Consider the following 24,623-nt stretch of genomic DNA (forward strand, 5'->3'; position numbering starts at 1 on the left):
TTTGCTAACTAGATATAATTCTTTTTCCATTTTGCTACAGTATTTCTACTTAATTTGAAATGTATAGCTAGTTGCGTATTGTTTAATTTATTTATCTTCTGATAATCTAAAATAAATAAAATATCCTTTTCTTGATATGATTTAAATTTTTGATTAACCTTACTATTATTACGATTCTTGTCAAGAAAAATTAATCTATTAAGCTTCGATATATCAAAAAAAGATAATTGTTCTTTATTTAAAATATCTTGATATAACGATAACTCATCTGGATAAAGATCATTAATTATATCCGTATAGAGTGCCTTATAATTTATGCTATTATTCATTTTTTTGGAATTTAAAATCTACTAATCATTTTGAAAAATGATTAGTAGAAAAATTAAAATGTTATTTGTTATATTTATGAAGCCATTTGTATAGAGTTGTTTTCGGAATACGATATCGTTCTATAACTTCTTTTTTTGTCATATTCCCTTTTTCTATTTTATTCAAAATATAATCTATCACTTCTTTTGTATATATATTTTTGCGAAAACTAGGTAATACCGATTGATTACTTTTGGTATTTTTATTATAATTAATGTTTCCTACAGGAGCGTATAAAATGAGATGTTGAGAATACAATCTAAAAAAATCATACTCTAATAACTTACTCCATTTCAAAAGAATATCAGTATCCATACTTTTCATTGTATACATTTGAATTACTTCTTTTTCTGTACAATCCATAAAATTACATATACGTGATATCGTAATTTCTTTCTCAAGAGTAAGTTCTTTTATAAGCTCTCCTATATAAATCGTTTTGTAATTCATATTTTAAAAATTTATTAGTAAAAGACCTAGTTCTATTATATTTTGCTTGTAAATTAAATAGGTGTCTCCGTCAAAGAAAATAATTTAGTAGCTCCAGATTTGTTAGTTATTGTTAATGTTCCAGTACTATCTAAAGTGGCCTGATATTGAAATCCAGAAGAAGTTCCTGTAGCGGCACATATTGGACCATCATCATGAGTAGCTGTAATCTGAGAGGATGTTGAAGTGAAAGAATATGGTAGAATTTGATCGGCAATCAATGCAGTTCCTTGTGTACTTCCCAACATTGCCCATATTGTACTATAACCACCAATGTTAAAGGTAGACATAGCTCTGTGTCCACAGCTATTAACTCCAAGAACAGTTACTTTATAAAAACCATTTGGAACAGTTACTTGTATACTTGCATTATTAGCTAGATTTTGATTCGAAGCTTTATATTCTATAATATCTCTACTGTATAATGTACCTGTATTAGCATCTGTAACCACAGATTTTATTGAGGCAGTACTAGGTATACTAGTTGTTTTTAAACTCTGGAATGTGGCAGTTCCAGTTCCTAATACATTTCCAGCAACATGTAAGCTTTCTGTAGGAGAAACTGTACCAACACCCACTTTTCCTCCGTCTACTACCATTGCAGGAGTATTATTAGTCCCTGTAGGTGAAGAAGATGTTGCATTTGTAAAAAATGCAATTTTGGAAGTCCCAGATGCTCCATTATCACTTCCTTGTGTAGCAATTCTTAACCAATTGTTGCTTTGGTTGTAAACACCAAAATCACCTGAAATTAGACTGCTGCCATTAGTTAAACTATTTGCACGTATATTTCCAATAACATCAAGCTTTTGTGAAGGTGTAGCTGTTCCAATACCGACATCACCACTCCCTGTAATTCTCATTCGTTCAGTTCCGCTTGTCCCTAACATAAGATAACCTGTTGTAGGAGTTTCTGCTAATACAGATAGACTTCCAAACGAATTACTAGGACCATTAAAAATAATTTCACCTATCTTATCCCCTGCAACAACATCAGTTTTAGCAGCATATGTTCCTCTAGATTTTTTAAAATTTAATTGACCTGAGCTCGCATTAGTAGAAACTGATTCTATAAGCATATCATCATTAGCTGCACCTGTACCTGCAATTGTAAAGGCATTCGTAAGAGAACCTCTACTATTGGTATCTCCTGAAAAATTTCCTACCCCAACATAACCAGTTTGATAAATAGCTTCTGAATTTCGAGTTGCTGGGGTTGTTGACCCACCCACATTCCAAGGTTCCTGACTATTAATACTTATAGCCTGCCATATATTACCATCAAAATAATAATACCCTACAGTTGTTATGTTAAGACGTTGTGTAGAACTTCCGCCTGTATCTGTACCAGAAACATCTGTAATATATACAATAGCACCTTTTTGGTTTGTGCCATATTTAGATGTTGTTCCTGACGTTGCTACTAATTCAGCTCGTGTTAACCTAGGCGCCTGTAATCCATATACTTGAGAATTATCAATAGCTGATCCATTCATTTTCACAGAGACATCCAACGTTGACGAAGGTGTAGTTGTGTTAACTCCTACCTGGGAAAAGGTATATGTTGTAGAAAGTACTATAATTAAAAAGGTTAATTTTTTTTTCATAATTTTTAATTTTTATTGTTAAAATAAATAAGCTGTTTTTGAAATTTTCCTGAATGTATATTTTTGCAAAAACTAGATAATACTAATTAGTTACTTTGGGTATTTTCATCATAATTTAATACACCCTACAGAAGTATATAAAATGAGATATTGAAAACTCAACCAGAAAAATCATATTTTTTAAAATTTATAAGTAAAAGGGCTAGTTCAATTATATTTTTGCTTCAACAATTTGAATAAGTTTTTATAACACATCTGTTATTTTACAGTGGTTACATTATTTTTTTCAGTAAATAACAAGTGATAAAAAATATTTATTATAGTACTTGTTTTATATTATAGTACTTGTTTTATATTATAGTAATAAGTTTTGGTTGCAGGACCAGCTGCCCCCGAAGTGTTATATATATAAACGTATCCATTAGAAATATCAACTCCAACTGCCATATTCATGCCATCAGAACCCTCGCCACTAGCACAACCAGTGACATTAGCCTTAAAATAAATTAATCTTACAGTACCAGTATTATTTAGAACCTCCTCTCCACTACTCATTTGATAAGTAGTAGTATTGTTAGTAGCCAAACTACCTTCCAAGCCATATACTCTCCAAGTATTATTCTCCTGACCTCCTACAAGTCTCACTTTTCCATAACCCGTGAAACCACAATAGTTCGTTCTTTTAATAGTTATGTCATATACGCCATCATATTGGTTTGGAAGAGGGTAAATAGAGCTTGGAGATATTGCGCTATTCGGACCAAGAGCAAATTCACCTGTATATTGCCATAACTTGTTGTAATACATGTTGCCTGTAGATTCGTCATATGATAGAGGATATCCGCCACCATTTTGGGTAATCTGTTTCTTAACGACTACACCCGATCCATCAGTAGCTAAAAACTTGGCATTTTGTACATTGGTAAGGGTTAGACCTGACGTGTCTGTCGTACCGGAAGTAATTTGTAATTTGTTAGAAGGTGAAGCAGTACCGATACCTACCTTTCCTCCGTCTACAACCATTGCAGGATTAGTACCAACTCCTATAGGTGAAGCAGATGTAGCATTTGTATAAAATGCAATTTTTGAAGCACCAGATGCACCATTATCAGAACCTTGAGTAGCAATTCTTAGCCAACTACTATTTTGGTTGTAAATACCAAAATCGCCAGAAATTGGGTTCCCGCCATTTGTTATGCTATTCGCTCGTATATTACCAGAAACATCTAATTTTTGAGCTGGGGCGTTGGTCCCAATCCCGACATTACCAGTACCTGTAATTCTCATTCTCTCAGTACCATTTGTGCCCATTGAAAGATAACCTGTCGTGGGAGTTTCTGATCTCACGGTTAGATTTCCAAAGGAATTACTAGGACCATTAAAAAGAATTTCACCTATTTTATCCTCTGCGACAACGTCAATTTTAGCAGCATATGTTCCTCTAGATTTTTTAAAATTTAATTGACCCGAGCTCGCATCAGTAGAAACTGATTCTATAAGCATATCATCATTATTTGCACCTGTACCAGCAATTGTAAAGGCATTCGTAAGAGAGCCTCTATTTATAGTTTCGTTACTAGTACCTTTTGTAGCATCAAAATATCCTATACCAACGTATCCTTTTTGGTAAATATTCTGAACATTAGTTGTCGCAGGTAATTTTGTTTGATTATCATACCAAGGTTCTGTTGATGCTGTTGGAGTACTAGAATCTGTAATTTTCACCCAAACACTTCCGTCAAAATAATAATACCCTGCAGTTGTTATGTTAAGACGTTGCGTAGAACTTCCTCCTGTATCTGTACCAGAAACATCTGTAATATATACAATAGCACCTTTTTGGTTTGCACCATATTTAGATGTTGTTCCTGAAGTTGATATTAATTCAGCTCTCGTTAACCTAGGTGCTTGTAAACCATAGATTTGCGAATTATCAATAGTTGATCCATTCATTTTCACAGAGACATCCAATGTTGACATTGGATTATCAGTATTTACTCCCACCTGAGAAAAGGCATAAGAGGTAGACAGTACTGAAATAAAAAAAGTTAATTTTCTTTTCATAATTTTAGATTTGGTTAGTGTATGTTAGATGTTATAAACAGAGCATATAACATCTATTACTTGATAGCATTTATGAGGTTTTAATTGTTTTTACATTAATTTAATGGCACTGCATAAAGGTAATTACTTGTACTATTCTGCGTTGTAACACTTTGGCTAGCGCTGTAGCTTGTAGTTTTTTCTACTGTACTAAATTTTGGGTAAATCGTTGCAGAAGAAATATTACTTGGAATATTTACAGAAAAAGAGCCTTCTAAAAATGAATTTGCTCCCGATGCTGTTGCTGCTGGAGCCAACCAACCTGAGACCGTATTATTACTACCATTGAAACCCATTCCAAGAGTGAAAGAAGGATTAGCACCATCTACATTTTCAGAAGATAATGTAAGATTCATCCACATATTATCTACACTACTTCCGGGTAAAGTACTTTTTATCATTTGTCCTACTTTTACCAACCAAATTCCTGCAGGTAAAGTGATGGATGAACCTGTTGAAATAAGAGAAGCTACAGATTTTGAACCAGTATTTATATTTCCATAGACGGTGGCACGAACAGGAGTAGGAGTAGGAGAAGTTACACTAATAATATCTCCATATTCATTAGTACCAAGGAAACTAGCATTTGGTAAATTGCTTAACCTAACACCTGATGTGTCAGGTGCATCACTAAGAACCTCCAGTGTATTACCTGGCTCCATTTGATATATTTTTCCAATACCAATACCAACTTTATTATTATAAGCTGTTAAGGTTTGAAAACCTCCCATAAATTTGTTACTTGCATCTCCATCAGTAAAGAGATTAAACGAACCACCTAGTGCTGTTGTAACAATAATTGAATGATTATAAATTTGATTAACTAAATATGTATCAAAAGTTGAAAGCATACCTGGTTGTGGTGGTGCAGTAATAATACCAGCTGCACCTATTATATCATTAACTTCTAATAACCGACGAGGAGTTGACACACCAATACCCACATTACCATTGGATGTTATTCTCATTTTTTCAGATCCCCATAAACGAGGATATCCCATCGAAAATGCCAAATCTATAGGGAGAGATCCTGCAGAAACAGGACCAGCAGCAACCGCATTTATAGAGGGTCCTGTCCTTTGACCAACTCCATCATTTCCAGAAAAGGTTAGTGATCCTAAAAAGTCTCCAGTAGCAACTGCAGTGGGAGCTGTAGGTGTACCCCCACTTTTTTCAAAACTTATAGTACCTGCTGGGTTAGAAATTGCCGCACCCCCGAATGAGCGTATTGATATAACACCATCAGTAGTCCCACTAGCACCTGTTATATCTAATGCTGACGCTGGATTTACAGTTCTAATACCGATATTTCCCGATTGGTAGATGTTTTGATTGTTAGCAGTAGCCTGGTTAGTAGTACCACTTTGATACCAAGGTTCTGTTGATGCACCTGTGTTAGTTGTATTACCATCTGTAACTTTAACCCAAACAGATCCGTCGAAATAGTAATAACCAATTGCATTTACATTAATTTTTTGTCCAGTAGTTACCCCTCCAGATATATCAGTAATGTAAATCATTGCACCTTTTTGGTCTATACCATAATTGGTTTCTGGGATTGCTGATAGGTCGGCGCGTGATAACCTTGGCGCTTGTAAACCATATGATTGTGTATTATCAATAACCCCTCCTGTATTTTTTACAGAAATATCTAATGTTGATTTTGGATTATCTGTATTAATACCAACCTGAGAAAAAACAGCGGTATTAAACAATAATATCGTTAAACTTGTTAATTTTTTTTTCATAAATTCAGATTTTATAATTCAAATTATTCATGATTCTAAAAGACTTTGTTGGTTAATCATAAAAGGTAGTAGAGAAAATAGGTACATAGGTTAGCTAGTTAGTATTTTAAAAATTATATATTTCTTCTCTTGAATTAAAACGTTTAGTTTTTTTTGAAATAATTTTTAGTTTAATTTATCCATTAAAATATCTGGATAAAAGCAACATATATTATTCTTTATGTTAAGCCTTCATAAGCGCTCTCAGTGACATAGGTGATGTATTTTGAATTATTATTTTTTAAAAACCTTTGCTGTAAAAAATCCTATAAAAAAACCTATAGCTATTAAAACTACAATAGGCATATCAAATCCAAACATGAATAATTTGACCTTTATATTTTCTAAATTCTGTCCTATAAATAGAAGTAACAGAATTAATAAAATAATGTCAATAATTTGACTGATGGAGATAGATTTCATATTTTATTATTTTTAGAATTAATAAAATGATATTAGATACATTCAATCAATAAATATTTAACAATCAGTTAATTATGTTAAAATTATTTTTTAAATAAAATAAAAACATCCTTCTGTCAAAAAAGACTTTAACTAGTTTTATGGTCCTTTTTGATTAAAATTAATCTCAAATTTTTAATAGGTGATATCTCGATTATCGTAACAAAACTTCTCTTACCTCAACACTTCCTCCTGCAATTAGTATAGGATTTGTTTTTGCTATTTTCTTAGCAGATTCTAAGTCTTCGACTTCTATAACTAAAAATCCAGTTAAGAAATGATCTACTTCCTTAAAAGGTCCTTCTTTTATAGAACCATCAGCAAATATTGTACATGCCATTGGTTCTATGGGAGGCATAGTTCCTCCTAAATATTTTACTATTCCTTTTTCTTGAATATCATCTAACCATTTTTTACGATCAGCGACTTCTTTTGGATCTGAGAAAGCTCCTGGATCCATATTTGTGTTTACTCTTAATAATAGGACAAAGTTTTTCATAGTTATTTGGTTGGTTTATGGTTAAAACTTTTAGATAGAGTTACTAATCTTTTCGTTTCTTTAAAATTTTGTTTTTATTATTTCTTAATTGTTTGTTTGATTAAACAATTTCCTATGTAGGTTGACAAAAAATTCTAGAAGAATAAATTATCAATTACCTACATAGTTTTGTTTTAATTTAAGCTGTGAACTCAATAAGATTTGTTATGTCCAAATACATTGTATCCTCTAAGTTAGTGTAGGTTAATCCACTTTTTTTGCAAATCTTATATCTGTAAAATTTAAACACCGCCTGCGTTACCTCCATATTGATTTGGTTGTGCAGAAGTTGCAAATTCTTCCATCTTAGAAATTAAACCATTAGAAATTGTATAAACTTGTACCCAAGAATTCTTGAGATGAGTTCCGTCCTCTTTAGAAATAAAATGTTCATTTCCTAGAATGACAACTGTATTATCTTGTTCTACGAATTGATTAGCTTTAAAAAACACAACATCTAAAGCATTTATATTAAATTCGAAGAACATACGTGCTCCTTCTTTTCCTTGAAATTTGGCTGCAGGCATCACTTGAGTTCCATGATAAATAAGAATAGCATCATCAGAAAAAGTACTTACTACTGCATCTACATCTTTTGCGTTGAATGCTTCTAGCATTTGATCAACAATTTGTCTGGTTTGAGTTGGCATATAACTATTTATATAATTATCAATAAATATTTGCATCAAAAATATATATTAAAGATTTAATAACTATTACTACTCCCCAATAGGGAAGTTGATATACAAAAAGGTATTTTGATATCAAAATATCATTATATTTGAATTAAAATTTAAAATATGGTAAAATATGACGCGCCTAAATTTTGTAGGTACAGAACAAACGCAGTTAAAGACAGTATGACGCTATTAACTGGTAAATGGAAAATACATATTATTGGAACATTGCTATATGGTGGAAAGTTATGTTATACAGATTTACAAAATGAAATAACAGGAATAGGATCAAAAATGTTATCTAAAGAATTACAGGATTTAGAACTTAATCAGTTAGTTACTCGTACTGTTCTAAATACAAAACCTATTACAGTTGAGTATAATTTAACTGAGTTAGGAAGAACATTAGAACCTACTATTGATGCAATAGCACAATGGGGAATAGATTACAGGGAAATACTATTTGGAAATAAAGTAGACCCTAACTCTTAAGTAAGAGCTGTAAACTTTCTACTAACCTTTTTTTTATTTTTCTTTACTACACTTAATATCTAATAACTTTTTGTTTTATACACAATTATGTTAATTTCTCTCTCAACTTAGAAAATTTACATAAAACAATCCTTTTGTATTTTTTGTTACACTTCATTTTAAATTAAAAGGCGAAATTGCACCAAAAAAATACAATGAACGACAATAAAAAAACTCATTGGGAACACATATACGATGTAAAAACTCCAGAAGAAGTGAGTTGGACACAAGAAAAGCCTGAAACTTCTTTAAATTTTATTCATTCTTTTGAAACTGATAAAACAGCTAAAATTATCGATATTGGAGGTGGAGATAGTAAATTGGTTGATTTCTTATTGGAAGAGGGATACGAAAATATTTCGGTTTTGGATATTTCTGCAAATGCGTTGGAAAGAGCAAAAAATCGTTTAGGAAATAAGGCAGAAAAAGTAACTTGGATTGTTGCTGACATCACCGAATTTGAACCTACAGAACAATACGATATTTGGCACGATAGAGCAGTTTTTCATTTCTTGACCGAAGAAAATGATATCAAAAAATACCAAGATTTGGTCGCGAAAGCTGTAAAAGAAAAAATGGTTATTGGAACTTTTTCCACAAACGGACCATTAAAATGTAGTGGTTTGGAAATTAAACAAAATGATGAGACTTCTTTAACTTCTACTTTTGAAACTAATTTTGAAAAAATAGAATGTTTTACAATTGATCATAAAACGCCGTTTGAAACAATACAAAATTTTATTTTTTGTAGTTTTAACAAAAAATAAAATACGTTAGGGATAGCAGTGAAAATCCTTTTTTTAAACGCTGTGTCAACAAAAAAGATTGTAACGAATAGCCCGCTCGAACGCTAAAAATATAAAAATCATCTCCTTAATTAGGGAGATGATTTTCTTTTTTTAAAACTTTATTGTATTCGATATTTCCTTTTTTGATATCATTTATAATCCATTTCAGTTCAGCATCCGTACGCTTAATTTTATCTTGCAAATTAGATTGAATAACTTGGTTTGGATAAACGCCATGTGCTTGTTCATTTCGTTTTTCGATAGGAGAAAGATAAACCGTACCAACTGACATTTTGAGTTTGGAATTGGGCAACGTAAATTTTGGCATCAACCCAGCAACCGTTCCATTAAAATCTCCACCTGTTTCTTCTCCTACAAAATACGCTCGATGTTTTAGTTGAAGATTTGCCGAAATCAGTGCCGAAGCAGAGTAAGAACCACCATTTATAATGACATACAAATTGTGATGATACACAAGATCTTTATCTATTTTGACATGCGAAAAAGGCATGTGCAATTCGTATTCATTTTTCGCATTTCTGGACGTCGAAAAATAAGTATACCCCGAACCTAACCAAAGCAACGGATAGGAATAAGCGGGAAAAAGATTGTACAGCGACTTACCAAAAGAGGTTTTGTTCGCGACGATTTTTTCACCTAAAAATGCCTTGGAATCATCGACCAAATAAGCGTATAAATAGTGCGAATCTTTTAGATAACCACCACCATTGTTGCGAAGATCGAGAACTAAATTTTGAACTTTATGATTCTTGATATCCGTAAAAACTTCTTTATAAAGTTCACGTATTTTTCCTTTTCTGAAATCAGTTACTTTTAACACCGCAATCGTGCTGTCGTTCGTAGGAAAAGTCAAATCTTTGGAATAAGTTTTGGAACTTTTAGAATAACCATATTTCTTTTGTTTTATCCTAACTTTTCGCTCAACTTCTTTTTGCTCTTTTGTAATTTTTGGGGTTTCTGTAGCCTTATCATTTTTGGGCTTAGGATAGGTACGAAATGTTTTTTTTCGGATGATTGAATTCCCCATTTTAAAAGTTAACTCAACCGAATCTTTAATTCCATTTTCTAAAGTAAAATAATTAAGAAAAGTTCGGTTAAACACATTATCCGAAAAAGTTTGATTTTCACCATCACCATATATACTTTTCTTATATTTATCGTATAAATACTTTGTAGAAACACTATCTATATAAAACAAAGCCGAACCTTGATTAATTGGATTGATTTTACTGTAATCTGCCACTAAAAAAATTGAATCATTTTGCCAAAAAAAACTATAATCACTAAACGCTGATTTTGACTCTTTGTACTTCTTTGTCCGTTTTTTATCTAATCGTTTGAATAACGGATAGATATCTGTATGACCATGTTTTAAACTTTCGAAAATCGGAAAAAACTTGACATAAAAATCATTTGGTTTCAATGGTTGATGAATTGTTTTTTTTAGGCTATCAAATTTATAATCAATTTGTTCTTGAGAAGTGTATAAATCTAATTTTGGATGATATCTTTTTAGTTTTTTATAAACAAAATCTACATCTTTTTTCAATTTATTTGCAGGAATCTCTTTATCAATATGTGCATTGTATTTCTCTACAGAAACACAGCTGCATATCAACAAAAATGACAAATAAATTAGAGTAGATTTTAATTGCATTGAGGATAATTAAATGAATAATAAGTTACAATATTATTTTACTTCTTGATAAAATTCTTCGATAAAATTTTTCATATATTGATGACGTTTTAAAGCGATTTCTTTTGCTGTTTTGGTATTCATCAACTCTTTTAATTTAAATAATTTATCATAAAAATGTTGCACACTCGATGCGTCTTTCGAATTATCATAAGGATTATACAAAATATTACCAACACTTCCGCCATATGCAAAACAACGTGCAATACCAACCGCTCCAATCGCATCTAAACGATCAGCATCTTGCACAATCTCCGCCTCGATAGTTGTTGGTTTATTTCCTTTACTAAATGAAACTTGCGAAACTATTTCCAATACTTTCTGAATTGATTCTTCCCCTACATAAATTGATTCTAAAAATTCTCTAATTAATTCCTCCGATTTATCAACTCCATTATGTAATTTATAATCACCAATATCGTGTGTCCAAGCAGCTAATTCAACCAAAAAAGAATCTGCATTTTCAGTCTCTAAAATCTTCTTTGCATTTGTTACCACACGTTCTATATGAAAATAATCGTGTCCAGTTCCTTCATCTAAAAACGTTTTTTTGATATATGCTTGTGTCTGAGTAAGTATTTCTTGTTTATTCATTTTTTATTTATTTCTGAGTTTAAAAATACGTCAGAATCATGATTCAAAAAACTTGATTTTTCGGAATTAATTTAATAATCACTTTTAAAATAATTATTTATCAAAAATATTGTATATTTGCACCTCAAATTTGTAAAACGGGACGAGTTCCCAAAATAATTAGTTATACTATGGCTACAAGAATTAGATTACAAAGACATGGTCGTAAAGGAAAACCATTCTTTCACATCGTAGTTGCTGACTCAAGAGCAAAACGTGATGGTCGTTTCATCGAAAAATTAGGTACTTACAACCCAATTACTAACCCTGCAACTGTAGAATTAAATGTTGATTCTGCTGTAAAATGGTTACAAACTGGTGCTGAGCCTACAAATACTGCTAAAGCTTTATTATCTTACAAAGGTGCTTTTATGAAAAAACACTTATTAGGTGGTGTTGCTAAAGGTGCGTTTTCTCAAGAAGAAGCTGACAAACGTTTCGACGCTTGGTTAGAAGCTAAAGGTGAAAAAGTTCAAGCTAAAAAAGACGGTTTAACTTCAGGTGCTGCTGCTGCTAAAGCTGCTGCATTAGAAGCTGAAAAAGCTGTTAATGAAGCTCGTGTAAAAGCTGCTCAAGAAGCTGAAGCTGCTGCACAAGTTGAAGAAACTCCTGCTGAAGAAGCAGAAGGTACAACTGAAGAAGTTGCTACAGAAGAATAATTTTTAAGTTCAGAGACGTTCCAAATGACAAAAAATGATTGCTACTATTTAGGTAAAGTTACAAAGAGACATGGTTTCAAAGGTAATTTAATCATTCACTTGGATACAGACGAACCAGAATTATACGATACTTTGGAAGCAGTGTTCATCGAGCAAGATGGTACACTGGTTCCATTTTTTTTCGAAACTTCTCAGCCTTATCAAGGCACAAAATTATTAGTAAAGTTTGAAGATGTTGAAGACGAAGATGTCGACAAATTAATCAATCGCGAACTTTATTTACCTCTAAAATCATTACCAGAACTTTCTGGAACAGATTTTTATTACCACGAAATAGTTGGTTTCACTATTTATGATCAAACAAATACAGAAGTTGGTACAATAAAATCTGTAAATGATTCTGCAGCGCAAGCTTATTTCGAAGTAGATGCGAATGGAAAAGAAATCTTAATTCCGATGATTGACGAATGGATTCTTGAAGTTAATCGCGAAGAAAAAGCAATGCTTATCCAAATTCCTGACGGATTATTAGAAATTTATTTGGGATAACTTATCCATTATAAATCACTTATTTACTTCTATTTTTTGATTGAATTTTTCTAATTGTAAAATCCGAAATTTTCGACATTATATTTATTGTCAATTTCGTACCTTTGCAAACTCAATCGTAATTAAAAAATGGAAGAAGAAAAAAAATCATTGAATTTTATTGAGCAAATCATTGAAGATGATTTAGCCAACGGGATGCCAAAAGAAAATTTACGTTTTCGTTTCCCACCAGAACCAAATGGTTATTTGCATATCGGGCATGCAAAAGCAATCTGCTTAAACTTCGGTTTAGGACAGCGTTACAATGCGCCTGTAAACTTACGTTTTGATGACACTAATCCTGACAAAGAAGAGCAAGAATTCGTAGATTCTATCCGCGAAGATGTGAAATGGTTAGGTTTCGAGTGGGCAGAAGAACGCTATGCTTCTGATTATTTCCAGCAGCTTTACGATTGGGCTGTTCAATTAATTAAAGAAGGAAAAGCGTACATCGACGACCAATCTTCGGAAGTAATTAATGAACAACGTAAAACACCTTTTGAACCTGGAATTGAATCTCCTTATAGAAATCGTTCTGTTGAAGAAAATTTAGATCTTTTCGAACGAATGAAATCGGGAGAATTTGAAGAAGGAACACATGTTTTACGTGCAAAAATTGACATGACTTCTCCTAATATGAACATGCGCGACCCTGTTATGTATCGTATTTTGAAACGTCCTCATCACCGTACTGGAGATACATGGAAAATGTACCCAATGTACGATTGGACGCACGGAGAATCTGATTATATCGAAGGAATTTCTCACTCATTGTGTTCGTTAGAATTCAAAAATCACCGCGATTTATATGAATGGTATGCGAATAATGTTGAGTTGCCAAATCAACCTCAAAAACCAAAACAACGCGAATTTGCACGTGGTAATGTTTCATACATGATTACAAGTAAACGTAAGTTGATGAAATTGGTTCAAGAAGGGGTTGTAACAGGTTGGGATGATCCACGTATGCCTACAATTTCAGGTTTGCGTCGTCGCGGTTATACGCCAGAATCGATTAAAAATTTCTGGAATACAGCCGGCGTTGCAAAACGTGATAATGTTTTAGATATTTCGTTATTAGAATTTTCTGTTCGTGATCATTTAAATAAAATTGCTCCTCGTGTTTTTGCTGTCATTGATCCAGTAAAAGTTATCATCGAAAATTATCCTGAAGGGCAAGTGGAGGAATTAGAAATTGAGAATAACCCAGAAGATGAAACTGCTGGAACTCGTATCGTTCCTTTTACTCGTGAAATCTATATTGAACGTGAAGATTTTATGGAAGAAGCGCCTAAAAAATTCTTCCGTTTATCTTTAGGAAATGAAGTTCGTTTGAAAGGTGCATATTTCATTAAAGCTGAAAGAGTAGAAAAAGATGCTGAAGGGAATATCACAACAATTTATGCAACTTACGATCCTGAAACAAAGTCTGGAAGCGGAACTGAAGCTTCTAAACGTAAAGTAAAAGGTACATTACATTGGGTTTCTGCAACAGAGAATATTCCAATCGAAGTGCGCGAATATGATCGTTTATTTACAGTTGAATCGCCAGATGCAGAGAAAGATGTTGACTTTTTACAATTTGTCAATCCAAATTCTTTAACTGTAAAAGAAGGTTTTGCTGAGCCTGCTTTGAAAGAAGCTAAAGTCGAGGATAAATTCCAATTTCAACGCATTGGATATTTTGCTTTAGACCGTGATTCTTCTACAGAAAAATTAATTTTCAATAGAACTGTTACGCTTAAAGATACTTGGGCAAAAGTCAATAAATAAAAAATCTATTTTATTAAATATCAAGCTCGAACAAATTTGTTCGAGCTTTTTTTATTATATTTAATCTAAATTTTTAACATGAAAAATAAAATCACTTATATCATATTTACCATTTTTATTGCTTTATCAAGTTGTCAATCCACAAAAGCTACAACAGAAAAAAAGTCAAATGATTCTATTGATAAAATTGAAAGAACGCAAGAACCAACACTTATAGGAAGATGGAAATTGGTAAAACTTTCAGGCGGAATCGTAGGACGTGAACAACTACCTCCTGCAGATCGTGTTACAGTTGTAGAATTTACATCTACTGAGATGATTACAATTATCAATGGTAAGGAAACAAATCGAGTAACTTATAATATAGCAAAAGGGAAAAGTATTCACAAAACAGAGCTTGTTCCAATGATTTACACCAATGGAAATACATCGATGGGAAAGAGTTTTGAGGTTAAACAAAATACACTTGGAATTAGCGACGAATTTCACGATGGTTTTTATTATACTTATATAAAAATTGCGAGCGACGATGACGGATTACTTAGAGAATAAAAATTCGATAAAAAACTGGAATGAGGATGATCGTCCTCGCGAAAAATTAGCTTTAAAAGGACGTTCGTCGCTTTCTGATGCCGAATTGTTAGCGATTATTATGGGAAGCGGAAATCGCGAAGAATCCGCTGTAGAGTTGGCAAAACGAATCTTAAACTCTGCTAATAATAATTGGAATGAATTAGCTAAATATTCAATTGTAGATTTATGCAAATTCAAAGGAGTTGGAGAAGCAAAAGCAATTTCGATAATCACTGCAATGGAAATTGGAAGAAGAAGAAATTCGCAAGAGGTTCTGGAACGTGACAAAATTACTTCGAGCAAGGATGCTGCGATCATTTTACAACAACAAATTGGCGATTTACCAAACGAAGAATTTTGGGTGATGTTTCTCAATCAAGGAAATCGAATTATAAAAACCGAGCAAATTTCGCGAGGGGGAATTAATCAAACCGCCGTCGATATTCGAGTAATTTTTAAACGAGCCTTAGAATTGATGGCAACTGGAATGATACTTTCGCACAACCATCCCTCTGGAAACCTCACTCCAAGTCAATCTGACATAAATATTACTCGAAAAATTAAAGAAGGTGCCACGCTTTTGGATATTCAAGTTTTAGATCACATTATTGTTTCTCAAAAAGACTTTTATTCATTTGCGGATGATGGCCTAATTTGATATCTTTAAACTTTATTGAAAATTATTTTGAGTCAAGAAATCATCATATTTACAGAAAAAATTACGAATCGAATTGAATATATTTTCGATTTTATTTTTCATGATTTTTCTGGAATCGACTACAAAACGACTACATATTTTGATGAATTTTCTCAATCAATTTTACCAAAAATCAACTTTTCAAATCAATTTTTAGAAAATGAAATCAATTATAAAGTTGATGATATTTTATTAGAAACAACTATTCGAAAAGATGTTGATTATTCAATTTTAAATGAATTTGGTAAATGTTTTTATTGGCTTTCTCGTTATGAAGAATACATTGCAAAACCAGGACAATTTGATCAACACAATCGTTTTTTAGGTTCGGATCTAGATTATTCTAAGCCAATTGTAGATGAAATTTGTATTGAAATTCAAAAAAAGATAAAGTCTAAATTTCCTGAAATATCTTTTAAACAGAGAGTTTTCAAACAAATTAATACTCACGATGTAGATTATTCGTGGAAATATCTTCATCATGCACCTAAAGTAAAATTTGGTTCACTTTTTAAGAAAATTATTAAAGGAAATTTCTCAGAAGCAAAACAGCAAATCAAAGTTTTGAATCAGAAAGAAAAAGATCCTTATGATACATTTGATTATTTGAAAGATTTAGCTGAAAAACATCAAATTGAAACAATTTTTTTTTGGTTATTGGGCGATTATTCTACTTTCGATAAAAATCATCATTGGAAAAATAATGCTCAAAAAGATTTAATAAACAACATTTCAATTTGGGCAAAAATTGGAATCCATCCATCTTATCAATCTAATTTTTATGAAAATAAATTAACAACTGAGATAAATCGATTAGGAAAAATCAGCAATCAACCGATAAAAAAATCACGTCAACATTTCATTAAACTGAGCTTTCCTCACACTTATCAACAATTGTTAATAAATGAAATTTTGGAAGATTACACGATGGGATTCCCACATCAATTAGGCTTTAGAGCTGGAACTTCTACTCCATTCAAATGGTTTGACTTATCAACAAATCAACAAACATTGTTAACAATATATCCTTTTGTCGCAATGGATGTTACATTGAAAAATTATTTAGAATTAACACCGCAACAAGCTCTAGAGGAAATAAAACGATTGAAACAAACAATTAAAGCCACAAACGGAACGTTTATAACATTATTCCACCAATCAAACTTGAACGAAAATTGGAATGAATGGCGAAAAGTTTACGAAAGTATTTTTGAATGATAAAAAGAGTTTCTCGAAAAAAATTAGATGTTAATAAATACACCGAATGTCTCAACAGATCGGTGAATTATCGCATTTATGCAGAAGTTTTTTATTTAGATGCTTTAGTTGATAACAATTGGGATTGTTATGTCTTGAACGATTATGAAGCCATAATGCCTTTGCCTTTTGTTAAGAAATTTGGGTTTAAGTTCATTGTTCAGCCAATTTATTGTCAACAATTAGGTGTTTTTCATCAAGAAAATTTTTCAAAAGAAACTTTCTTACTTTTTGAGAAAAAACTACATCAAAATTTAGTTAGAGCTTATGCTTTTAATGAAGAAAATACGGAAATGTTTGAGCCGAAAGGACTAAGACGTATTAATCAGATTTTGGATTTAAATCAAGATTATGAAAATTTATTTTCAATTTATAGTAGAAACCGAAGAAATGAAATTCGGAAAGTAGAAAAATTTAATTATAAAATTGAAAATGTTACTCAATTAAATCGATTTTTCGAATTAAACTCATCATATGAATATTTAATTACAAACAATTTAATAAATTATTCGCAAGAAAAAATTCAAAGTTTATTTAATCAAAAAATTATTAATATTTATGAAATTTTTGATCAAGAAGAAAATTTACTTGGTTGTCAACTAATCATGATTTCTAAAAATCGAGTTTATAACTTTGCTTTTGCAAGAAATAAGAATTCAAAAAGTAATTTTGGATCAGCTTACATAATAGATTACATTATCAAAACCTTTTCTAATTCAGAATTAGCATTTGATTTCGAAGGTTCTATGGTTCCTTCTATAGCTAAATTTATGCAAGGTTTTGGCGCTATAGAAAAACATTATACAAACTATTCTAATTTAGACTTTTTGACAAAGAAAAATTAATTCACGATAGCCATTTCCAACAGAAAGTTTCTTTGCTAAATTATGATCAACTTTATTTCGATAATCTATTTTTTTGATTAGCATATTTTCACGTTTTAATCTTTCCTGAAAGTCCTGTCCATGCAATCGCAATAAATCTTTTTCTCCATAATTTTTTAATCTTTCTTCTTCTGTCTTAAATTCAGAATTTTCAAACGTATTATTTATTGGATGAATAGGAGTTTGAATCAATGCTTTTCCTCTTTTTTTTAGAACTCGAAACAATTCATCAATTGCTTTTTTTTCATCAGGAATATGCCCTAAAACATGACAACAAATTACATAATCAAATGTGTTGTCAGGATAATTTATTGAAGTAATATCCATTTCTTCATCAGCAAGATTGATATTAATGTCAGCATTGATATAGCCTAAATTATCGGTCTGTTTAAAAATATTTTTCAATGCGTCTTCCGGAGCAATATGCAATAATTTATTAGGTTTAGCTAATAAATCTGTTTCATTTTTTATAAACTCTAACAAAACTCTTGTCCTTTCTAATGAACCACAATTTGGACATTCAGCATTTTCTCGGTTATCTATACCATTAGATTTATCTAAAAACTTAGAAAAAGATTGTTCGCAACAATTGCAATAAAAATTATTTCCTTTCAGAAATAATCCATTCAATTTCTTCAAATTTTTTCTATTATTAATTCTTATCTTTTCGGAAAATAATTTTTTATAAAATGTTTTAATTGCATTCATTACTTACAAACGTTAAGACTGCTATTTTATGATATTAAATTTATTCAAAAAAAATATATTTCCTTTTTACCACACAGTTTCAGATAAACGATTAGTTCATATTGATCAATTATATCCATTAAAATCAATTGATCAATTTCAGCGTGAATTAGATTTTTTTCAGAAAAATTATGTCAATATTTCTATGATTGAATTAATTGATTTATACAAAAAAAATGGTTTTATTCCTCAAGAAAATTACTTTCATCTTAGTTTTGACGATGGTTTGAAAGAATGTTACTCCTTAATTGCTCCAATATTAAAAGAACGAAATTTAGATGCAACTTTTTTTATCAATCCAAATTTTATTGACAATCAAGAAATTTTTTATCGATATAAAGTTGCTTTCATTTTAGAAAACATTACAGACAACAACTTTAAAAAAGAACTTTTAAATTATTCTATTCATGATCTTAAAAAAATTGATGAATTAATTTTAAAACAAGAAATAAAACTAAATGATTTTGAAATTTATTTGAATGAAAATGAAATAAAAGCATTAATTAATCAAGGATATACAATAGGTGCACATTCGATGAATCATCCTTATTATCGCGATATTTCTTTCGAACAACAACTTTTAGAAACGAACGAAAGCTTAGATTTTATCCAACAAAAGTTTAATTTAGATTATCGAGTTTTTTCTTTTCCTTTTACAGATGACGGAGTTTCTAAAAACTTTTTTAATACTATAAAATCAAATCTTACATTTGGTACGGCAGGAATAAAAGATGATGAAGTTTCAACAAATATTCAGCGACTTCCGATGGATAATTGTATTACTGATCCTGCAATTTTTATCAAAAAAAATCGTTATAAATTTTATATTCAAAAGTTACTACAAAAGCATATTGTATCTCATTAATACAAAAAGAGTGAAAAAATTTTATCATTTATTTATTACCTTATTTTTCTTAATCATTTATCGTTTAGGAAGTTTTAGTAAAATAACTTTTGGTGATTCTGCTGGAAAAATTTTGGATATTGAAGCAAATCAATTTACGTTTGAAACCTACTCATTAACTCATTTTTTGTATTTCAACTTCAATATTCTAATTCACAAATTATTTCCTTTTATAGATACCATTGAGATTGGACGTTGGGTAAATATTATTTCTGCTGTAATAGTTTTGAATATTTTATTTTCTATTCTTCAACTCTTAAATAAAAAACTTTGGATTTCTCTTTTAGGTACAGTTGCGTTTGGATTTAGTTTTACTTTTTGGAAAAATACCGAAAATATAGAAGTTTACACTTTTTGTTTAATTTGGATTTCACTTTACGTTTTATTTGCGATAAAATTTGTTCAAAATAAACAATCTAAAACGCTTTTATTTGCAGGAATAATGCTTGGAATTAGCTTATTTTCTCATGTACAAGGCGTTCTATTAATTCCTTCTTATTTTTATTTATGCTACTTGGCTTTTAGAAATAATATTAAAAATAGATTGATTTTTAGCTATTTTTTCATTCCTTTTCTATTTTTGGCATTGCTCTATATTTATCCAATTATTAATAACGAATCTCTGAAAAATGTTTTATCATCTTCAGAAAAATCATGGGTGTCTGATTCTTTGAAGAAAGATTTAGTAAGCTATTCAAAAGATTTAATGAAAGCATTAGGTTATATTATTTATAATTTTTGGTTTACCTGTTTTTTGTTTTGCTACTATTTATGCTGTTAGCGATAATTATGTCTTTTTCTTAAATTTTAATTTAGCTTATTTGATTATTTTAAGTATTGGTTTAAACAATTTCATTACAAAATTTCCGAAGTACACTTCATTAATTTCTATCCTTATTTTCTCAACACCGCTTTATTATTATTCGGCCAAACAACTTGCTATGCAAACAACAAAAGGGAAAGAATTTCATCAACAAAAAGCATACAAAGACGGACTAAATTATTATTTGCTTCCTTGGATGAATAACAACAAAGGTATTTTGGAAGTTATTCTAAATAATGAAGAAACAAATGAAGATATTGAATGGATGAAAGAAACAGGTCAAAAATTAATTGATCTTAAATCTAAAACAATGACAAAAGAAGAAATAAAAAAATTATAATTTTTTTAAATAATTTCTAAATATAAAAGTAGCATATAATCCAGAAACTATATACATAATTAAAAAACCGAAAGCTGCTCCATTTAGTTGATAAAAAGGAATAAGTATAGAATCTGCAATAATAAGTGTGATAATTGAAACAATTGAAACTCGTACACTATATGTAAACAAACCAACTGCACTAAATAAATTAAGAAAAAGAACTCTAAACAACATTGCTAAAACAACTGCTATTGTTGCAATAAAAAAAACTGTATCACCAGCTAAATAACTTTTATTGAAAAATAACTCGATTATAAAATCTCTAAGAAAATAACTTCCTAAAAGAATACTAATTCCTATAAGAATGAATAGCTTATAATAATTTTTTATATAAAATTTTAGAAAATCCTTGTTCTGACTATTTTTAATAATTCGAGGAAAATCGGTTTGAAATAATATAGTCGGAATAAATAATAAATTCATAGGCAGAAGAATCGCAACTTTATACAAAGCAATATCTTTATCTGTCATAAAAATCGCAATCATTGCAATATCAATCGAAAACAATAACTCTGAAGCGAAATAAGCCAAAGATTCCATTCTTCCATATTTCCACATCATTTTCCAATTCATTTCACTTAAATCATTTATTGATTGTTGTAAAATTGTTTTAGAATAGAAAAATAAACTAATAAAAGGTGTAATCGCCAACGAAGTCATATAACCAATTGCTCCAAAATTGATGGTTAAGAAAAATGTAAAAATCAATCCCAAACAATTAATCAACATATTTAATGAAGCAAACTTCTTATTGAAACCATTTATTCGATAATCGATTGTAAGATGAGACTGAAAAAACATCCCGAAAAGACGAACAGAAAACAAGAGAATAATCCATAATAAATGATCAAACTTTATGGCATAAAAATTAGCAATTACAATAAAAATACTACATAAAATAAGCTGATTAATAACGCCATTTCTAAATAATTTTCGACTTAGGTCTTTACGTGTTTGTTCATTTTCTTCGCCAGCACCAAACTTCATCAAAACCTGTAATGAACCTAATCCATTCCATGGCGCAACAAACCCAATAATAGATGCGATAAGTGTTATACGACCAAATTCATCTTGCGGAATCATTTTTACAATGAAAATGGTATTAATCAGCATCACTAATTTTTCTACCACAAAAGATAAAAAAACGTAAAAACCATTGTTTTGTAAAAAAGATTGTATGAATTTGATTAAATCTTTCATTGTAAAATTTTCACATAAACTTCATCAAATTGGTAAGCAATTTCTTCCTTAGAAAAATTATTCAAAGCATACGTATTTAATTCATTTGACGTTGCAAATTCATAACCTTCTATCACCTCAACCATTGCTTTATAAAGTGCTAATTCATCATTTTTATTCACAATAAATCCAAAATTATTTGGCATAAATTCTTTAATTCCGCCTACATCGCTTGCGATAACAGGAATTCCTGAAGCAAAAGCTTCTATTTGAACACAAGGTTGATTTTCGTAGTGACTAAAAAGTACAAAACAATTTGCGTTCTTCATCTTTTGATTCACTTCAAAATGTTGTAATCGCCCAAAAGATTTTACAAAATCATGTAAATTATTTTCTACAATAAAATTATTAATCAAAGTTAAATCTCCATTTCCTCCAATCTGAAATTCAAAATTATAACCATTATCAACTAACTTTTTAGCAACATTCAACATTCCCAAAACATTTTTATGCTCGTTTCCTAAATGCGAAAGATGTAAAAATATTATTTTTTCAACTTTACATTCTTCTTTTACTGAAAACAATTCTACATCCACAACATTTGGAATAATTTTTACATTTGTTATAGGATAAATTTCAAGTATTTTTTGTGCTAAATCATTCGAAACAGGCGTTAAAAAATCTACTTTTCTAAGTATTTTCTTAATTAAGAACTTCTTGTAAAATGAAAATGAAATAAAACGTTCTGGAGAAAACCCTGTCCAATGCTCTGTTAAAACTATTGGTTTTTTGTATTTACTTTTCAAAAATAAAGCAACTAAACCAGCTGGATAAATAACATTGAGATGAATTATATCAAAATTATTAACCAAAGAAACTCCTTTTAGAAAAGCTATAAATTGTTTGATTAAATTAAACGGGCGAAAAAAAGATGGTTTAAAATAAACAATTATTTCTCTTACATTTTGATTGATAGAATCATCTATTTCAAAATTAGATTTTAAATTTTCATCTTTTACTGCATGAACAAGCGTCACATTATTTAAAGTAGAGATAGAACGTAAATGGCGCTGAATAAAATCTCCATTATCTAAAAAAATTCTACTCGGATACCAAGATGCTAAAGCTAAAATATTTTTTCTCGAATTATTCACCTGACTTTTTATAACGTTTCAGCTCTTTCATTACAAAGTAAAGTTGAACTAAATAGCCCATTCCCGCAAAGAAAGAATATAGGGATAACGTCAAAAGTATATTTTTATTTAGTCCGCCAATCACACAAGTAATCAATGTAACGAAAACTAAATAAATATTGAAGTATAGTGCGTAATGATTTTTCTTGATAACCACGACAATTTGCTGAATAGGATTCATTGCAGAACGACACAAAATCCAGAAAGAAAGAATCCACGTCATAATATGTAAACCTCGCCATTCTGGTCCAAGCATCCACTCGAGAATAAAAATTCCGATACAATTCATCAACAAAAGAAAAACAGCAATTGCTCCAACGTTATACAGCACCACTTTTTTCGATAAATCATATAATTGATGCGAACGATGATCAATCATTGCAGCAGATTTCTGAAAGAAAACTTTCGACATCGAATTGGAAAGTAATGTCAAAGGAACAACCAAAACTTTAGCTGAATTTCCTACAAAAGCTACATCTTCTTTCATAAAATAAATCGCAATCATAATGGGGAGCAAATTGTTTGCAATCGCATTCAACGATTCTGAGGGTAATGTATATTTTATGATTTCTTTGTTCTTAGAAATTGTTCGTTTAGCCAAACCAAAATCAATAGAAGAAAATCGTCCTTTTGTAATTGAAAAATAATATGCACAAGACAAAACTGTTCCGAAAATTGTTCCATAAATCAATCCTGTTTCTTTGTAGCCCATCCAATAAAAAATGAATTGAAAAAAAACCGAAAACAGTGCATTAATCACAAATCCAGTCGAAATACTTTTGAATAATTTATACTTCGTAAACAATGTATTTTGAACATTATTCCAAGCTGTAAATAATCCTGCAATACAACTTAAGAAAACAATAAATAAAGACGTTTTGAATGTGAAAATTCCTTCTAAAACTGCATAGCCCAAAAAGAATAAAATCGTTACAATGCTACTCACTAATAATAAAGTTGTGAACAAATTTCGAATCGCTTTTGATGATTTCGAAATCACGAAAATATTCTCTAAACGAAACGTTGTCAAAATAGCTAGAATCGCCACAAAAGCTGAAAAAGCATTGTAAGTTCCCGACGCTTCTGGACCATAAATTCGAGCCAAAATAATTCCGCCAATAAACATAATCACTTGCGCAATCGTGTTCCCTGCCAACAAAGACAAAACACCTTTGGCATTCTTCGTTTTAAATTTTTCTAACTTCGCTTTCAATTGATATTTTCTTCATCAGCAAATCTACATAAAATCCTTAGCTTTGCATT

At 30.4% G+C, this 24,623-nt stretch carries 26 protein-coding genes; 12 read left to right on the forward strand and 14 right to left on the reverse strand.

The genetic code is table 11. The annotated features are described in order from the left end of the window. Positions 1-8: 8 nt before the first annotated feature. The 8 genes from FH779_RS15395 to FH779_RS15430 all read right to left on the reverse strand — a co-directional run bounded on the left by FH779_RS15395 (position 9) and on the right by FH779_RS15430 (position 8,041). Positions 9-329, reverse strand: a complete 321-nt coding sequence (locus tag FH779_RS15395) for a helix-turn-helix domain-containing protein (RefSeq protein WP_180905321.1) — start codon at positions 327-329, stop codon at positions 9-11. 61 nt (positions 330-390) lie between these two features. Beyond that, entirely contained in the window at positions 391-732 is a 342-nt protein-coding gene (locus tag FH779_RS15400; protein ID WP_317169010.1) for a hypothetical protein, read from the reverse strand. Positions 733-872: 140 nt separating this feature from the next. Beyond that, positions 873-2,465 (reverse strand): hypothetical protein, encoded by a 1,593-nt coding sequence (locus tag FH779_RS15405; RefSeq protein ID WP_180905323.1) that lies wholly within the window; start codon positions 2,463-2,465, stop codon positions 873-875. A 336-nt stretch (positions 2,466-2,801) separates the two neighbouring features. Further along, entirely contained in the window at positions 2,802-4,469 is a 1,668-nt protein-coding gene (locus FH779_RS15410) for a hypothetical protein (RefSeq protein WP_180905324.1), read from the reverse strand. A 155-nt stretch (positions 4,470-4,624) separates the two neighbouring features. Then, complete coding sequence (locus FH779_RS15415) at positions 4,625-6,316, reverse strand: hypothetical protein (RefSeq protein WP_180905325.1); 1,692 nt, start codon at positions 6,314-6,316, stop codon at positions 4,625-4,627. Positions 6,317-6,589: 273 nt separating this feature from the next. Next, a complete protein-coding gene (locus tag FH779_RS15420; RefSeq protein ID WP_180905326.1) occupies positions 6,590-6,778 on the reverse strand; it encodes a LapA family protein in 189 nt (62 codons plus the stop codon). Between the two features lie 193 nt (positions 6,779-6,971). Beyond that, a complete protein-coding gene (locus FH779_RS15425) occupies positions 6,972-7,316 on the reverse strand; it encodes a YciI family protein (protein ID WP_180905327.1) in 345 nt (114 codons plus the stop codon). Positions 7,317-7,597: 281 nt separating this feature from the next. Further along, positions 7,598-8,041, reverse strand: a complete 444-nt coding sequence (locus FH779_RS15430; protein ID WP_180905328.1) for a nuclear transport factor 2 family protein — start codon at positions 8,039-8,041, stop codon at positions 7,598-7,600. A gap of 114 nt (positions 8,042-8,155) precedes the next feature. Here FH779_RS15430 and FH779_RS15435 point away from each other — a divergent pair, with 114 nt between their 5' ends. Further along, entirely contained in the window at positions 8,156-8,524 is a 369-nt protein-coding gene (locus FH779_RS15435; RefSeq protein ID WP_244957978.1) for a winged helix-turn-helix transcriptional regulator, read from the forward strand. Between the two features lie 194 nt (positions 8,525-8,718). Further along, positions 8,719-9,330, forward strand: a complete 612-nt coding sequence (locus tag FH779_RS15440) for a class I SAM-dependent methyltransferase (RefSeq protein ID WP_180905329.1) — start codon at positions 8,719-8,721, stop codon at positions 9,328-9,330. 106 nt (positions 9,331-9,436) lie between these two features. Here the strand turns inward: FH779_RS15440 and FH779_RS15445 are convergent, their stop codons facing one another. After that, a complete protein-coding gene (locus FH779_RS15445) occupies positions 9,437-11,029 on the reverse strand; it encodes a S41 family peptidase (protein ID WP_180905330.1) in 1,593 nt (530 codons plus the stop codon). A gap of 33 nt (positions 11,030-11,062) precedes the next feature. Continuing rightward, the gene (locus FH779_RS15450) at positions 11,063-11,662 is read right to left on the reverse strand and encodes an HD domain-containing protein (protein WP_180905331.1); all 600 of its coding nucleotides are present in this window, start codon (positions 11,660-11,662) and stop codon (positions 11,063-11,065) included. A gap of 170 nt (positions 11,663-11,832) precedes the next feature. Here FH779_RS15450 and FH779_RS15455 point away from each other — a divergent pair, with 170 nt between their 5' ends. From FH779_RS15455 to FH779_RS15485, 7 genes are all read left to right on the forward strand, one after another. Next, complete coding sequence (locus FH779_RS15455) at positions 11,833-12,360, forward strand: 30S ribosomal protein S16 (protein WP_180905332.1); 528 nt, start codon at positions 11,833-11,835, stop codon at positions 12,358-12,360. Between the two features lie 24 nt (positions 12,361-12,384). Then, complete coding sequence (gene rimM / locus FH779_RS15460) at positions 12,385-12,909, forward strand: ribosome maturation factor RimM (protein ID WP_125349534.1); 525 nt, start codon at positions 12,385-12,387, stop codon at positions 12,907-12,909. Positions 12,910-13,038: 129 nt separating this feature from the next. After that, positions 13,039-14,721: a glutamine--tRNA ligase/YqeY domain fusion protein gene (locus FH779_RS15465; protein WP_180905333.1), complete on the forward strand. Its 1,683-nt coding sequence runs from the start codon at positions 13,039-13,041 to the stop codon at positions 14,719-14,721. 78 nt (positions 14,722-14,799) lie between these two features. Next, the gene (locus tag FH779_RS15470) at positions 14,800-15,273 is read left to right on the forward strand and encodes a hypothetical protein (RefSeq protein ID WP_180905334.1); all 474 of its coding nucleotides are present in this window, start codon (positions 14,800-14,802) and stop codon (positions 15,271-15,273) included. After that, the gene (radC, locus tag FH779_RS15475) at positions 15,251-15,952 is read left to right on the forward strand and encodes a RadC family protein (protein ID WP_180905335.1); all 702 of its coding nucleotides are present in this window, start codon (positions 15,251-15,253) and stop codon (positions 15,950-15,952) included. Before FH779_RS15470 ends, radC begins: the two co-directional genes overlap by 23 nt. A 27-nt stretch (positions 15,953-15,979) precedes the next feature. Continuing rightward, positions 15,980-17,209 (forward strand): polysaccharide deacetylase family protein, encoded by a 1,230-nt coding sequence (locus tag FH779_RS15480; protein ID WP_180905336.1) that lies wholly within the window; start codon positions 15,980-15,982, stop codon positions 17,207-17,209. Then, complete coding sequence (locus FH779_RS15485) at positions 17,206-18,093, forward strand: hypothetical protein (RefSeq protein WP_180905337.1); 888 nt, start codon at positions 17,206-17,208, stop codon at positions 18,091-18,093. The genes FH779_RS15480 and FH779_RS15485 overlap by 4 nt, the downstream gene beginning before the upstream one ends. On the opposite strand, the gene FH779_RS15490 is transcribed toward FH779_RS15485, so the two are convergent. Next, positions 18,067-18,840, reverse strand: a complete 774-nt coding sequence (locus FH779_RS15490) for a class I SAM-dependent methyltransferase (RefSeq protein ID WP_180905338.1) — start codon at positions 18,838-18,840, stop codon at positions 18,067-18,069. The genes FH779_RS15485 and FH779_RS15490 overlap by 27 nt on opposite strands. Positions 18,841-18,868: 28 nt before the next feature. Between FH779_RS15490 and FH779_RS15495 the strand changes: the two genes are divergently transcribed. The 3 genes from FH779_RS15495 (at position 18,869) to FH779_RS15505 (ending at position 20,946) form a co-directional block, all read left to right on the forward strand. Continuing rightward, the gene (locus FH779_RS15495) at positions 18,869-19,744 is read left to right on the forward strand and encodes a polysaccharide deacetylase family protein (RefSeq protein WP_180905339.1); all 876 of its coding nucleotides are present in this window, start codon (positions 18,869-18,871) and stop codon (positions 19,742-19,744) included. Between the two features lie 10 nt (positions 19,745-19,754). Then, positions 19,755-20,564: a protein O-mannosyl-transferase family gene (locus FH779_RS15500; protein WP_180905340.1), complete on the forward strand. Its 810-nt coding sequence runs from the start codon at positions 19,755-19,757 to the stop codon at positions 20,562-20,564. A gap of 160 nt (positions 20,565-20,724) precedes the next feature. Beyond that, the gene (locus FH779_RS15505) at positions 20,725-20,946 is read left to right on the forward strand and encodes a hypothetical protein (protein WP_180905341.1); all 222 of its coding nucleotides are present in this window, start codon (positions 20,725-20,727) and stop codon (positions 20,944-20,946) included. On the opposite strand, the gene FH779_RS15510 is transcribed toward FH779_RS15505, so the two are convergent. Genes FH779_RS15510 through FH779_RS15520 form a run of 3 tightly spaced genes read right to left on the reverse strand, consistent with a single transcriptional unit; the run spans position 20,941 to position 24,573 of the window. Beyond that, positions 20,941-22,188 (reverse strand): MATE family efflux transporter, encoded by a 1,248-nt coding sequence (locus FH779_RS15510; RefSeq protein WP_180905342.1) that lies wholly within the window; start codon positions 22,186-22,188, stop codon positions 20,941-20,943. The genes FH779_RS15505 and FH779_RS15510 overlap by 6 nt on opposite strands. After that, positions 22,185-23,321: a glycosyltransferase family 4 protein gene (locus FH779_RS15515; protein ID WP_180905343.1), complete on the reverse strand. Its 1,137-nt coding sequence runs from the start codon at positions 23,319-23,321 to the stop codon at positions 22,185-22,187. Before FH779_RS15515 ends, FH779_RS15510 begins: the two co-directional genes overlap by 4 nt. Next, positions 23,314-24,573, reverse strand: a complete 1,260-nt coding sequence (locus FH779_RS15520) for a lipopolysaccharide biosynthesis protein (protein WP_180905344.1) — start codon at positions 24,571-24,573, stop codon at positions 23,314-23,316. The genes FH779_RS15515 and FH779_RS15520 overlap by 8 nt, the downstream gene beginning before the upstream one ends. Positions 24,574-24,623: the final 50 nt, after the last annotated feature.

It is taken from the genome of Empedobacter falsenii (assembly GCF_013488205.1).
GTDB classification, from domain to species: Bacteria; Bacteroidota; Bacteroidia; order Flavobacteriales; family Weeksellaceae; genus Empedobacter; species Empedobacter falsenii_C.

Coding starts and splice junctions, on each gene's coding strand:
- FH779_RS15405 (WP_180905323.1), bottom strand. CDS start 2,465: ATGAAAAAAAAATTAACCTTTTTAATTATAGTACTTTCTACAACATAT.
- rimM (WP_125349534.1), top strand. CDS start 12,385: ATGACAAAAAATGATTGCTACTATTTAGGTAAAGTTACAAAGAGACAT.
- FH779_RS15495 (WP_180905339.1), top strand. CDS start 18,869: ATGATATTAAATTTATTCAAAAAAAATATATTTCCTTTTTACCACACA.
- FH779_RS15430 (WP_180905328.1), bottom strand. CDS start 8,041: ATGCAAATATTTATTGATAATTATATAAATAGTTATATGCCAACTCAA.
- FH779_RS15485 (WP_180905337.1), top strand. CDS start 17,206: ATGATAAAAAGAGTTTCTCGAAAAAAATTAGATGTTAATAAATACACC.
- FH779_RS15445 (WP_180905330.1), bottom strand. CDS start 11,029: ATGCAATTAAAATCTACTCTAATTTATTTGTCATTTTTGTTGATATGC.
- FH779_RS15420 (WP_180905326.1), bottom strand. CDS start 6,778: ATGAAATCTATCTCCATCAGTCAAATTATTGACATTATTTTATTAATT.
- FH779_RS15455 (WP_180905332.1), top strand. CDS start 11,833: ATGGCTACAAGAATTAGATTACAAAGACATGGTCGTAAAGGAAAACCA.
- FH779_RS15395 (WP_180905321.1), bottom strand. CDS start 329: ATGAATAATAGCATAAATTATAAGGCACTCTATACGGATATAATTAAT.
- FH779_RS15435 (WP_244957978.1), top strand. CDS start 8,156: ATGGTAAAATATGACGCGCCTAAATTTTGTAGGTACAGAACAAACGCA.
- FH779_RS15465 (WP_180905333.1), top strand. CDS start 13,039: ATGGAAGAAGAAAAAAAATCATTGAATTTTATTGAGCAAATCATTGAA.
- FH779_RS15505 (WP_180905341.1), top strand. CDS start 20,725: ATGCAAACAACAAAAGGGAAAGAATTTCATCAACAAAAAGCATACAAA.
- FH779_RS15440 (WP_180905329.1), top strand. CDS start 8,719: ATGAACGACAATAAAAAAACTCATTGGGAACACATATACGATGTAAAA.
- FH779_RS15490 (WP_180905338.1), bottom strand. CDS start 18,840: ATGAATGCAATTAAAACATTTTATAAAAAATTATTTTCCGAAAAGATA.
- radC (WP_180905335.1), top strand. CDS start 15,251: ATGACGGATTACTTAGAGAATAAAAATTCGATAAAAAACTGGAATGAG.
- FH779_RS15470 (WP_180905334.1), top strand. CDS start 14,800: ATGAAAAATAAAATCACTTATATCATATTTACCATTTTTATTGCTTTA.
- FH779_RS15510 (WP_180905342.1), bottom strand. CDS start 22,188: ATGAAAGATTTAATCAAATTCATACAATCTTTTTTACAAAACAATGGT.
- FH779_RS15415 (WP_180905325.1), bottom strand. CDS start 6,316: ATGAAAAAAAAATTAACAAGTTTAACGATATTATTGTTTAATACCGCT.
- FH779_RS15425 (WP_180905327.1), bottom strand. CDS start 7,316: ATGAAAAACTTTGTCCTATTATTAAGAGTAAACACAAATATGGATCCA.
- FH779_RS15400 (WP_317169010.1), bottom strand. CDS start 732: ATGGATTGTACAGAAAAAGAAGTAATTCAAATGTATACAATGAAAAGT.
- FH779_RS15450 (WP_180905331.1), bottom strand. CDS start 11,662: ATGAATAAACAAGAAATACTTACTCAGACACAAGCATATATCAAAAAA.